The sequence below is a fragment of the Streptomyces sp. NBC_00390 genome (assembly GCF_036057275.1).
Classification (GTDB): Bacteria; Actinomycetota; Actinomycetes; order Streptomycetales; family Streptomycetaceae; genus Streptomyces.
This window is the reverse complement of record NZ_CP107945.1, coordinates 2016742-2029325: the sequence shown is the minus strand read 5'-3', so window position 1 is coordinate 2029325 and position 12584 is coordinate 2016742. Positions and strand designations below refer to the sequence as shown.

Below are 12584 nucleotides of genomic sequence, written 5' to 3'. Positions count from 1 at the left end.
GCCGGGCACTCCGGCCGCCCGTGCGCGCACCGGCCGTGCCGTGACATGCCGGAGAGGACGAGGACGTTGGCAATCCCGGACCGGGGCCTGCTCGACTGGCTGGACGAGGCGTCCGCCGAGCGTGGCCTGTACTACGCGAACCGCGACGACGGCTGGGACTTCTGGTCCTATCGTGACCTGGCCGACCTGGTGCTGAGGACGGCCGCAGCGCTGCGGACGGGCGGTGTCGGGCAGGGCGATGTGGTGGCGCTGGTGCAGCGCTCGAGCCCGGGCTTCGCCGCGGGGTTCTTCGGCGCGCTGGCCGCCGGCGCGACACCGTGCTCCATCGCCCCGCCGTTCGCCTTCCAGCGGGCCGACGAGTACGGGAAGCACGCCGGCCATCTGCTCGGGACCGTCCGCCCCCGGGCCGTCGTCTGCGACGACGAGTCCCTGGAACGGATCCGCAAGATCGCCGCCGAGGCCGGGCTCGACGAGCCGGTGACCTTCGACGAACTCATCGCAGGTGCCCGGCCGTTGGAGCGGCCGATGCCGCTGCCCGAGACCGCGCTGCTGCAGTTCACCTCGGGATCGAGCGGCTTCTCGCGCGGGGTGGAGATATCGGCCGACGCTCTGCGGACCAACCTCACCGGGATGCGCCGCTGGCTGGGCTGCAAACCCGAGCTGCCCGCCATCAGCTGGCTGCCGGTCCACCACGACATGGGTCTGGTCGGCTTCCTCCTGAACGTCGTCGTCACCGGCTTCGACGGATGGATGATGCAGCCGGACGACTTCATCCGCTCGCCGCTGAGGTATCTGCGCTGCATCAACGACCAGGGCGTCGCCATGACGGCCATGCCCAACTTCGGCCTGTCGTACATCCTGCGCCGGGTCAGGCCCGCCGACCTGGAGGGCCTGCGCTTCGACTCGGTCCGGTGCGTGATCATCGGCGCCGAGCGGGTCGACCCGCAGGTGCTGCGTGACTTCCACGCGCTGCTCGGACCGCACGGCCTCGACCGTGGTGCCCTGCTCCCCGCGTACGGCAGTGCGGAGGCGACCCTCGCGGTGACCGGGCTGCCGCCCGGCGAAGGCTGGGCGACGCGGGAGCCGGACGACGGCGACGCCGCGTCCCTCGCGGGAACGGCGGTGGTCGGCTGCGGCCGTCCGCTGGAGGGCAGGACGGTGACGATCGTGTCCGAGGACGGCGAGGTGCTGCCGGACGGTCAGGTCGGCGAGATCGTCGTCAGCGGGGTGTCGATAGCGAGCGGATACGTCGGCGACACCGGCTCCGCCTCCGGGACCAGCCTCGGCGGTCAGGGGCTGCGGACCGGTGACGCGGGGTTCCGGTGCGACGGACAGCTGTTCGTGATCGGCCGGCTCGGTGACGGACTCAAGGTGAGCGGGAAGATGGTGTTCGCCGAGAGCCTGGAGACCCTGATGCACCAACGGGGGGTTCCCGAACGCCGCGTCGCGGTGCTCCTCGGGGTCCGCGACGGCGTGCCGACGGGGGTGGCCGTCTTCGCGGGAGTCCAGCCCGGCTGGCGGGAGATCGCCCACGAGGTGCTGTCCGAGTGGCTGGGCGACGCCGAACTGCTGGCCGTCGAGGTGCCCAGGGGCGGCATCGCGGTGACCTCGAGCGGAAAGCCCAGGCGCCGGGTCATCTGGAAGGCGGTGTGCGCCGGCTGGTTCTCCGAGGCGACACGGCCGCTGACCGCGGACTGACCATCACTGAGCTGTACGACCCCTGCCCGGCGCGGACGGCGCGCCGGGCAGCGGCGCGAGCGGCGGCGTCATCCGCGGGCGGCGCACCCGTGCCGGCGGCAGCGGGTGGTGGCGTTGCGCGCGGAATCGGCCTGCGCCGGGTGGCGTGTACGTGCAGTGGCACGTCCCCCACCCACGCTGCTCGCTTCGGGCGGCATGTGCGCCGGGGAGTCGCTCGAGAGCTCATGGATGTCAGCCATGGCAACAACGCTAAGGTGAGGAGGAGTTGACCATGAACGGGGAGAGATTTCTGTGCGAGTCGGGTACCGAACTGTCATGTGCCTGACCCTCGCGGTCGTTCTGAGCGGCCTCGGAGGGTGTTCCGGCGGCTCTTCCGGGGCGGGCGGCAAGGGTCCGGTGGCAGGCCCGGAGGTCGGTGCGAAGGCGTACGATCCTCCACTGAAGTTCGGCAAAGGCGTGAAGCTGGCGCACGACGAGGACGTCAAGACCTGGGGGTTCTCACTGCTGGGTGTCAAGGCCTACGTGCGGACCGACAAGGGCCTCGATGCCTACGACACCAGGACCGGACGCAAGCTCTGGTCGTCCGCCCTCAACCGGAAGAACCGCTACACCGGTACCGCGGGAGTCCCGGAGGACAACCGGCACATCCCCCCGGTGTTCGTGCAGCAGGGCAAGCGTACGGAAGCTCTCTTCGCGTTCTCCGATTACACGGAGGGCTCGGGCACAAGCGTCGGCCGGACCGATGTCCATCTGCGCGCTGTGGACACGGACAGCGGCAAGGTGTCCTGGACGACCCGGTTGCCGGCGCCGACCGGCATGGGCATCAGCGACATGGAGCCGACCGTCGTCGGTGCGGAGAACGGAACCGCGGTCGTCGCAGTCTTTGCCTACCCGGACGACTCAAAGGACAGCGACAGCGCTGTCACCTACGCCGTTGACCTGGGCACTCATCAGGTGACGTGGAAGCAGGAGGGCTTCGCGGCCCACGCGGTCGACAGCGGCACCGTTGTCGGTGCACAGGTTCGCGACAGGGTGACGTTCGGGACCCTGGGCGGCTGGCACGCAGAGGAGGGCGACCTCGCACTCACAGGCCGATCAATCGCCGACGGGACTGTGCGCTGGAAGAATGAGGGCCACTCGTCCTTGGAGGTCAATCGCGTCGGAGGCGGCTTGTTCGCTTCGGAATCCGCGTTGCACGACGCCCGCACGGGCGAGGCCGTGGCCGGGGTCAACGGCGCCTATCTGACGTGCTACTACGACCAGCAGTCGGTGGTCGTGTGCGCCGGCGACGAGACAGTGCAGGGGGTGGACACCAGCAGCCGCAAGGTGCTGTGGACCATCTCCGAGGACGACACTTCTCGTAAGATGCCGACAATTCAGGCCGCTTGGCACGGTGCCATCTATGCCAATGCCGCCCCCGACTACGTCGTCCTCGATGCCAAGACGGGGAAGGACCGCACGACCTTCGACGGCCCGCATCTGTTTCTGGTCGACGAGTACGCCGGAATGGACCGTGACATGGTCGCCTATCCGGCCACTGGCTGAGTACCAGGGTCACGTGCGCTCACCTACGGGGCCGACCCATGCATCGTCGACACCCGGGCCTCGCTGAAGCGCAGGGTGCGTTCACCGAGGCCTCGGCAGTCAGGGCTGCGGACCGGTGACGCGGGTTCCAGCGCGGCGGCCGGCTGTTCGTGATCGGTCGGCACTCACGCGCCCTGCGTGCCGTACCAGCGCCACTCGGTGAGTTGTGGGCGATCGGGCAGGGCGGTGCGTCCGGTCGCCCACAGCAGGGTCTCCCAGACGTCACCGTCAATGGCGACATGGGGAAAGTGCCTCAGCTGGAGCATCCGCCGTTCCACGGCTGCCCGCACGGCTACGGGGCGCGGACACCACCCTCATCCCACGGACATGGTCCCCGGGCGCACCAGATTCTCCGCGAGCAGCAGTTCCTTCACCTTGTCCGACAACATGTCCAACTGCCGCAGCACATGGATCACCTGCTGGAAAAGCATCTGCCGGTAAGTGGCCATCATCGGGTTCGTGCGGGCGAAGTGCAGCCCCGTGGCCACGTCCAGTTCCATCCGCTCCCAGACCTCGCGGAGCATGAAGCGGCGTGACATCAGCCGGATCGACTCCAGCAGGAAGTCCTCGCGCTCCCGCCGCTCGGCCGAGGTCACCTGCTGGTACATGCCGGTGAGCGAGGTGACGCCGAAGGCGATGTGCCGGGCCTCGTCGCTCGCGACCATCCTGGTGATCTGCCGGATCACGGGGTCGCCGAAGCCGCTGCTCGCCAGCCTCAGCCCGGTGATCGCCAAACCCTCGACGACCACCTGCATGCCCAGGTACACGATGTCCCATCTGGACTCCGACAGCAGATCGTGCAGAAGCGTCCGGAGCCCGGGATTGATCGGGTAGACGGTGCCCAGCTTCTCGTCGACGTAGCGCGCGAAGGCCTCCACATGGCGCGCCTCGTCCGCGACCTGGGAGGCGGCGTAGGTCTTGGCCTCCATGTCGGGGACGGTCTCGACCAGTCGGGCCGTGGTCACCAGCGCGCCCTGCTCACCGTGCAGGAACTGGCTGCACATCCAGGCCTGGTACTCCCAGCGGAACTGGGTGAGCAGTTCGCGCGGCACCGGGCTGCCCTCGCCCACGACGAAGGACGCGAGCCGCGCGCCGTTCTCCTCCGACAGTTCGGCCCCGAACTGGACGTCGTGGTCCCAGTCGATGTCGGTGGTGGCGTTCCACTGCGAAGCTTTGTTCTTCTCGTAGAGGCTCCACACCCGGCTGTCACGTTTCCCGTAGTTCCAGTTCAGGCAGGCCCGGAAGATCGCGTCGACCTCCATCAGGTCGGCCGTGACGGCATCCAGGGTGAAGAACGTCGCATCGACTGCCTCGTCAGGAACAGCGGTCATCGGAAGGCGATCCCCTCGGGCGCAGAAGCAGGCATGACTTTCGGTCACCATCCTTGGCGCGCGAGGAGACCACGCTCCAGGCAGGTGCGGGGCAACTCGGCGGCAGCCCGGTTGCCGGTCCCCGTGCCTGGTCCCCTCGCCGCCTCCGATCCACGATGAGCCGCGCGGGCCACCGCCCCGGACGAACGCCGGCCGACGAAAGGAGCGGGATGCGAACCCATGCCGCCGCACGACCCTCCCCCCTCGCGAACACTCCGACGCGTGGTGTGGACAGTCCGTGGATCGTCGGCCGGGTGACCGCGCCCAGCCCTCGCCTGCGGTTGATCTGCCTGCCGCAGGCGGGCGGCAGCGCGCGGTCGTTCGCCCCCTGGCGGCTCACTCCGCCGGAGGGCATCGAACTCGCGACGGTGGAGCTGCCCGGCCGTGGTGTGCGTGGTGCGGAGCCCCTGCCGGACACCCTCGAAGAACTGGCCGATGCCGTGATCGACGGCATCGCGGACGAGTTCGACCTGCCGTACGCACTCTTCGGCCACAGCTTCGGCGCTCTCCTCGGCTACGAGATCGCTCTGCGCATCGGCCGGCGTGGCATGGCCCCGCCCCGCGCCCTGCTCGTCTCCGCCTGCCGGGCGCCGCACACCCCGGTGCGCAAGCGGATCACGGACCGGGACGACCAGGGGCTGCTCGACTGGCTGGAGGGGTTCGGCGGATTTCCCCCCGAACTGCGGCAGTATCCCGCCTACTTGCGGTACGCCGTGCGTACGGTCCGCTACGACCTCTCGCTCGCCGAGCAGTACCGCAGCCCCGGACCGGCCCCGGTCGACTGCCCTCTGCACGTCCTCGGCGGCGCCGAGGATCCGCTGGTGGACGGGGCGCAGTTGGAGTGCTGGCGCGAGTGCGCCTCGGCCGGGTTCACCCTGCAGGTCCTTCCCGGCGGGCACGACTACCTCTTCACCGGTGCTCCGGCCGCGCTCGGCGCCGTCACGGCGGCGCTTCGATGACCGGCCGGGCGGTCGCCGGAGGCGGGGCAGCGATGCCACCGGGCAGGGGCCGGAGCTGATCCGCGCACCGGCAACACGGCCCGGCCACAGCACCGCCTGAGGGCAGGGAAACTGCCGGTCGGCTGCCTGGCCCGCGTGGGCGGCCGGACGAAATCATCACTGAAGTGGCCGAAACCGGTCACCACACCTCCCAATGACCAGCCGCCGCTCCCGCGCGCCGCTGACTGCTCCCGGGGATGACCTGACAGTGAACGAAGTGACACAGTCGCCCATCGAGTCCGCGCTGCCCCTCACGCCGTTGCAGGAGGGCATGTTCTTCCACGCGCTGTACGACTCCGAGGCCGCGGACGTCTACACCATCCAGGCCGCCTTCGAGCTGTTCGGCGACGTCTCGGCACCGGCACTGCGGGCGGCCTGCGTTGCCACGCTCGCGCGTCACAGTGTCCTTCGGGCCGGCTTCCGCCAGCGCGCGAACGGACAGTCGGTGCAACTGGTCCGGCGCACCGTGAAGATGCCGTGGACGGAGCTCGACCTCTCCGCGGATCCCGAGAGCGTACGCCGGAAGAAGCTGCTGGCCTTCCTCGAGGAGGAGCGGCTGCGCCGCTTCGACATGGCGGCACCCCCGCTCATGCGCTTCGCACTGATCCGGCTTGCGGAGAGCCAGTACGCGTTCGTCCTGACCTACCATCACATCCTGCTGGACGGCTGGTCCTTGCCCCTGGTGCTGGAGGATCTGTTCACGCTGTACGGCCGCGAGGTGGGCGGGGACATCCCCGGTGCGGGCAGCGGTGTCGAACTCGCCCCGGCCGCGCACTTCTCCGACTTCCTTCGGTGGCTCTCCCGGCAGGACCGCCCCGCCGCCGAACAGGCCTGGCGGGAGGCGCTCCAGGGCTTGGAGGAGCCGACGCTCGTCGCTCCCGGAGCCCCCGCCGGCGGCGCCGGGACGATGCCCGGCATGACGTATGTGACACTCCCGCCGGACACGACCGAGGCCCTGACGGCGACCGCCCGGAAATACGGTCTCACCCTCAACACGGTGGTGCAGGGCATCTGGTCGCTGCTGCTCTCGGTGCTGACCGGACGGGAGGACGTGGTGTTCGGCCAGACGGTGCACGGCCGCCCGCCGCAGCTGCCCGGCGCCGGCTCCGTGGTCGGCCTGCTGATGAACACGGTCCCGGTGCGGGTACGGCTCGACCCTGCGGAGTCGATGGCCGCCCTGTTCGCCCGGATCCAGGACGAGCAGCTGGCGCTCAGTCCGCACCAGCACCTCGGGCTGACCGAGGTGCGTCGCCTGACCGGGCTGGACACGCTCTTCGACACCTCGACCAACTTCGGGGACGCGCCCTTCGGCTGGGAATCCGTACAGGACTGCGTGCCAGGTCTGCGGATCGCTCCGCTCACCGAGGACCCGCTGGTCATGGACACGGTCACGGACATGGACCCGGACACGGCCGGCCGGCAGGAGGCCACCGGCTCCACCCACTATCCGCTGAGCGTCGTCGCCGTTCCCGGATCCCGGCTGCGTCTCCAGCTCAGCTACCACAAGGACCTGTTCGACACCACGCGCCTGGAACTGGTCCGCATCCGCCTGCGGTTGCTGCTCGACACCTTCGTCGAGGCCCCCGCGACCCCCGTCGCGCACATCCCTCTGCTGACCGGCGAGGAGCGGGACCAGGTGCTGGAGCGGTGGGGCCGCCATCCCGGGGCGCAGGCGGACCCCGTCTCCGAACGCCCGTCGGCGACGCCGGCCCAGCGGTTCGAGTCCCAGGCACGCGAGACCCCCGACGCGCCGGCCGTGACCGATGCCGAGCGCACCCTCAGCTACCGCCGGCTCGACGAGGCCGCCAACCGGACGGCACGCCTTCTGCTGAAGCGAGGTGTGCGGCCGGGTGACTTCGTCGCCGTGGCGCTGCCGCGCAGTACCGACCTGATCGTGGCCTTGCTGGGAACTCTGAAGGCAGGGGCCGCGTATCTGCCGGTCGACCTCGGGTACCCGCCGGAACGCATCTCGTTCATGATGGCCGACGCCGCCCCGGCCGCCGTCATCTGCTCCGACACCGGCCATCCGGCGCTCGCCGGACACCCGTCGGTGGTCGCGATCGGCGATCCGGCCGTCCAGGCCGAGCTGGCAGCGCTGCCGGAGCACGCGGTGGACGACGCCGAGCGCGGTGCGCCGGTACGGCTCGCCGACGCTGCCTATGTCATCTACACCTCGGGCTCGACCGGCCGCCCCAAGGGCGTCGCGGTGGAGCACCGCACGGTCGACAACTACCTCGCCTTCGCCCGCGCGGCCTACCCGGGCCTCGCCGAACAGGCCCTGGTGCACTCCCCGCTCTCCTTCGACCTCACCGTCACCGGGATTTTCGGGCCGCTGACGTCGGGCGGTCTGGTACGCCTCGTCGACCTGGACGACTTCGACGCCCCGGCCGGGGCGGGACGCGCGCCCGCGTTCGTCAAGGCCACGCCCAGCCACCTGCCCGTACTGGTCGCGTCCGACGCGTGGTACTCGCCCACGAGCGAACTCGTCCTGGGTGGCGAGCAGTTGACCGGAGAGGCGCTGGCCGAGTGGCGGGCTCGCCATCCGGGCGTGACGGTCGTGAACGAGTACGGCCCCACAGAGGCGACCGTGGGCTGCATGGAGTACCGCCTGGAGCCCGGGCACCCCTCGCCGCAGGGCGCGGTGCCGATCGGCCGGCCCGTCCCCGGCGCCCGGGTCTATGTCCTGGACGGCTGCCTGCGCCCGGTCCCCGCAGGCGTCCCGGGCGAGCTGTACGTCGGCGGTGACGTACTCGCCCGTGGCTATGTCGGGCGGCCGGGACTCTCGGCGACCCGCTTCGTCGCCGACCCCTTCGGCACGCCGGGTGCCCGGATGTACCGCACCGGCGACATCGCCTGGTGGCAGCCCGACGGCACCATGGTCTACGGGGGCCGGGCCGACGACCAGGTCAAGGTCCGTGGGTTCCGGATCGAGCTGGGCGAGATCGAGACCGTGGTCGGGGCCGACCCCGCGGTCGCGCAGGCCGCCGCGGCGGTGCGGGCGGACCGGCGAGGAGTGCCGCGTCTGGTGGCGTACATCGTGGCGGCGGCCGGCAAGGAGGCCGAACTCGCCACCCTGGGGGAGCGCGTGGCGTCCGTGCTGCCCCCGTACATGGTCCCCTCCGGGTTCGTCACGCTGCCCACCCTGCCGCTGACCCCCAACGGCAAGGTCGACCGTGCCGCGCTCCCCGCCCTGCCCGCCACGGACCCGGCGGACCCGGCGGGCTCGGCGGAAGCGGCAGCGCGGTGGCAGGAGGAGCGCGCCGTGGACGCCGCCCGGCAGAGCGCCGGCGCGGCGGGGGGCGTGGAGGCTGTTCTCGCCGGGCTGTTCGGGCAGGTGCTGGGTGTCGAGGGTGTCGGGGCGGGAGATGACTTCTTCGCGCTGGGTGGTGATTCGATCACGGTGATCCAGTTGGTGGCGCGGGCGCGTGAGGCGGGTCTGCGGCTCACTCCGAAGCTGGTCTTCACGCATCGCACGGCCACCGCTCTCGCCTCGTCCCTCGAGCAGCGGAGCACGCCGGAAACGGCCCAGCAGCAGCGGCCGGCTCCCCCCACCGCCCGCGAGCAGGCGGTCACCTCCGGCGCGGCGGGGGGCGTGGAGGCTGTTCTCGCCGGGCTGTTCGGGCAGGTGCTGGGTGTCGAGGGTGTCGGGGCGGGAGATGACTTCTTCGCGCTGGGTGGTGATTCGATCACGGTGATCCAGTTGGTGGCGCGGGCGCGTGAGGCGGGTCTGCGGCTCACTCCGAAGCTGGTCTTCACGCATCGCACGGCCACCGCTCTCGCCTCGTCCCTCGAGCAGCGGAGCACGCCGGAAACGGCCCGGGCCGACGACTCCCGCGCCCGGGAACAGGCCTCCGTCGTCGTCCCCGCCACGCCGATCATGCAGTGGCTCCGGGAGCGCGGCGGCACGGCCGACGCGTTCCACCAGTCGACCCTGCTCCGCGTGCCGCCCGGCCTCGGCACCGATCGGCTGGCCGTCGCCGTACGGGCCGTCGTGGAGCGTCACCAGTCGCTGCACGCACGCCTCCAGGACAACGGCTCCCTCGCCGTGGACCCGGTGGACCCGGGCGCGCCGCAGGACGCGGTTCGGCGCGTCGACGTGTCCGGCCTCCCCTCCGGCTCCGTCCGCCGCACGATCTCCGCATGCGCCGGCGAGGACGCCGACGCGCTCGCGCCGCGCGACGGCGTGATGCTGCGGGTCACCTGGTTCGACGCGGGCGAGGGCGGGCAGGGGCGGCTGCTCGTCACCGTTCACCACCTGGCCGTCGACGCCGTCTCCTGGCACATCCTGCTGACCGATCTGTACTCGGCCTGGCACAGCGCCGCGCCCGGTGCCGCCCCGCTGCTGCCGGCCCCCGTACCGCTCCCGCTGCGGGAGTGGAGCGAGAGGCTGCACGCCGAGGCGAGAACCCCCGCCGTGCTGGGGGAACTCCCCTTCTGGCACCGGGTCCTGGACACGGGCGGTGTCACCGTCACCGAAGCCCGGCTCTCGCCGTCGAACGACATCTTCGCGACGGCCGGTGAACTGCGCCTCACGCTCCCCGCGGACCTGACCGCCGCGCTGCTCACCACGGTGCCGGCCACCTTCGGCACCCGCACCGACGAAGTACTGCTCACCGGCCTGGCGCTCGCCGTCGCCGCCTGGCGGCGCGCCGAGGCCGGCCGCGGCACCGCCGTGCTGATCGACGTCGAGGGGCACGGCCGCGAGCAGATCGCCGAGGACGTCGACCTGTCGGGCACCGTCGGCTGGCTCACCACGCTGTATCCGGTGCGGATCGACCCCGGGCCCGTGGACTGGGCCGCGGACGGCGATCCGGCGGACCCGCGCCTCGGCGACGCCCTGCGCCGGGTCACCGCCCAGGTCCGGAGGATCCCCCGGCGCGGTATCGGCTTCGGCCTGCTGCGCCATCTGAACCCGGACACCGCCGCAGAGCTGTCGGCCTACCCGGACCCGCAGATCGGCTTCAACTACCTCGGCAGGAACGCCGATGCGGAAGAAGGCGACTGGAGCGTGGCACCCGAGTCCGACGCGCTGCCCGTCGGGGCCGACCCGCGGATGCCGATGGCGCACGTCATCGAGCTGAACGCCGCGGTCGACGAGGGCCCGGCAGGCCCGCAGCTGGTCGCCCACTGGCATTGGGCCCGCCGCCTGTTGTCCGAGGAGGAGATCGGCGACCTGGCCGAGCTCTGGTTCGCGGCACTGCGCACACTCGTGGCCCACGGGACGAGCGCGGCGGCGCTCGTCCGGCGGCAGGCCCCCGGCCTCCAGCAGGAGGCCGGGGAGGTCGACGAGGACGAGCTCACCCGCCTCGGCGAGCGGGCAGGCACACCGGTCGCACAGGTCCTGCCGCTGACGCCGATGCAGGAGGGGCTGCTCTTCCACGCCCGGTACGACAGCCGTGACCTCGACGTCTACAACGTGCAGATCGCCCTCGAGGTGCAGGGTCAGCTCGACGCCGAGCGCTTCCGTGAGGCCTGCGACGCCCTGCTGCGGCGCCATCCGATGCTGCGCGCGGGATTTGTGCAGCGGCGGTCGGGGGAGCCCGTGCAGGTCATCCCGGAGCAGGTCCGGATGGGCTGGCACGCCCACGACCTGACCGGTCTCGACCCGCAGGAACAAGCCGCGCGGCTGGAGACACTGCTCGACGCCGACCGGCGTCGGCGCTTCGACCCGGCACGGCCGCCGCTGATGCGCTGCACCCTCATCACGCTGGCCGAGGACCGCCAGAAACTGGTGCTGAGCATGCACCACCTCATCGTGGACGGCTGGACCACCTCGCTGCTCCTGCGCGACCTGCTCGCGCTCTTCGACCAGGGCGGCGACGAGAGCGGTCTGCCGGATCCCGGTCACTACCCCGACCATCTGCGGTGGCTTGCCGCACAGGACCGCGACGAGGCGCGCCTGGCCTGGAGCGACGCTCTGGCCGGCCTGAAGGAGCCCACCCTGGTCTGCCCGGACCAGGACATCGCGCGGATACGTGCCCTTCCCGAACGCATCGTCGTCGAGCTCTCCGAACCGGACACCTCCGCGCTGCTCGATGTCTCCCGCCGGCACGGTGTCACGCTCAACACGCTGCTCCGGGTGGCATGGGCGCTGTGCCTGCACCGTCGCAGCGGGCAGCGGGACATCACCTTCGGCGCCACGGTCTCCGGCAGAGAGGCCGAACTCCCGGGCGTCGAGGAAATGGTGGGGCTGTTCATCAACACCGTGCCGGTGCGGGTGCGCTTCGAGGCGGCCGAGCCGGTGGCCGCCCTGCTCCAACGGGTGCAGGGCGAGCATGCCGCACTCCTCCCGTACCACTACCTCGCCCTGGCCGACGTCCAGCGGGCGGCGGGAGTGGGCACGCTGTTCGACAGCTGCGTCGTCGTCGAGAACTATCCGACCGCCGAGGAACTCCCGGGCGCTCCCGACGACGGCCTGCACCTGGTGGGAGTCGCCGGACACGACGCGTACCACTACCCGCTGAAGCTGATGGCCGCGCCCGGCCGGCAGCTGCACCTCGAAGTCAGCCACCGCCCCGACCTCTTCGACGCCGAGTCCGCGCAGCAGATCGCCGCGCACCTGCGGGAGTTCCTGGTGGAGCTTCCGGGGGCCCTGACGGTCCCGACCGAGCGCTTCCTGACCCGCGTACCGACACCGGCCGTGGGGGCCGCGCAGCACCGGCTGAGCGAACTGATGGCCGAGGTGCTGGGACTCGACCGTGTCGGGGCGGACGAGGACGTGTTCGGCCTCGGCTGCGACTCGCTGACGGCCCTGCGTCTGGCGGGCCGGATCGAGGCGGAACTGGGGCGGACCGTCGATGTCGCGACCGTCTTCCGCTGCCGTACCGCACGGGCCCTCGACGCCGCACTCGGCTGAACGACACCGGCCCGTGCACCGAAGCCGCACCGAACCTGCTCCGACCCGACAGCCGGCGGACACCCGGTCCCTAGACAG

At 71.4% G+C, this 12584-nt stretch carries 6 protein-coding genes; 4 read left to right on the top strand and 2 right to left on the bottom strand.

The genetic code is table 11. The annotated features are described in order from the left end of the window. The first annotated feature begins 66 nt into the window (after window positions 1–66). Together OHS70_RS08425 and OHS70_RS08420 are read left to right on the top strand one after the other, a co-directional pair. Window positions 67–1698, top strand: coding sequence for an AMP-binding protein (locus OHS70_RS08425; RefSeq protein WP_328395278.1), 1632 nt, complete (start codon window positions 67–69; stop codon window positions 1696–1698). Between the two features lie 315 nt (window positions 1699–2013). After that, window positions 2014–3243, top strand: a complete 1230-nt coding sequence (locus OHS70_RS08420) for an outer membrane protein assembly factor BamB family protein (RefSeq protein ID WP_328395276.1) — start codon at window positions 2014–2016, stop codon at window positions 3241–3243. A gap of 164 nt (window positions 3244–3407) precedes the next feature. Here the strand turns inward: OHS70_RS08420 and OHS70_RS08415 are convergent, their stop codons facing one another. Beyond that, a complete protein-coding gene (locus OHS70_RS08415; RefSeq protein ID WP_328395274.1) occupies window positions 3408–3548 on the bottom strand; it encodes a hypothetical protein in 141 nt (46 codons plus the stop codon). 48 nt (window positions 3549–3596) lie between these two features. After that, window positions 3597–4613: a diiron oxygenase gene (locus OHS70_RS08410; protein WP_328395272.1), complete on the bottom strand. Its 1017-nt coding sequence runs from the start codon at window positions 4611–4613 to the stop codon at window positions 3597–3599. 209 nt (window positions 4614–4822) lie between these two features. On the opposite strand from OHS70_RS08410, the gene OHS70_RS08405 reads away from it, so the two are divergent. Both OHS70_RS08405 and OHS70_RS08400 read left to right on the top strand, forming a co-directional pair. Then, the gene (locus tag OHS70_RS08405; protein ID WP_328395270.1) at window positions 4823–5611 is read left to right on the top strand and encodes a thioesterase II family protein; all 789 of its coding nucleotides are present in this window, start codon (window positions 4823–4825) and stop codon (window positions 5609–5611) included. A 247-nt stretch (window positions 5612–5858) separates the two neighbouring features. After that, on the top strand, window positions 5859–12506 hold the full coding sequence (locus OHS70_RS08400; RefSeq protein ID WP_328395268.1) for a non-ribosomal peptide synthetase: 6648 nt from the start codon (window positions 5859–5861) through the stop codon (window positions 12504–12506). Window positions 12507–12584 lie beyond the last annotated feature (78 nt).

Bases quoted from the DNA above. Each gene is read 5' to 3' on its own strand.
- OHS70_RS08420 (WP_328395276.1), top strand. From the start codon at position 2,014: ATGTGCCTGACCCTCGCGGTCGTTCTGAGCGGCCTCGGAGGGTGTTCC.
- OHS70_RS08415 (WP_328395274.1), bottom strand. From the start codon at position 3,548: ATGCTCCAGCTGAGGCACTTTCCCCATGTCGCCATTGACGGTGACGTC.
- OHS70_RS08410 (WP_328395272.1), bottom strand. From the start codon at position 4,613: ATGACCGCTGTTCCTGACGAGGCAGTCGATGCGACGTTCTTCACCCTG.
- OHS70_RS08405 (WP_328395270.1), top strand. From the start codon at position 4,823: ATGCGAACCCATGCCGCCGCACGACCCTCCCCCCTCGCGAACACTCCG.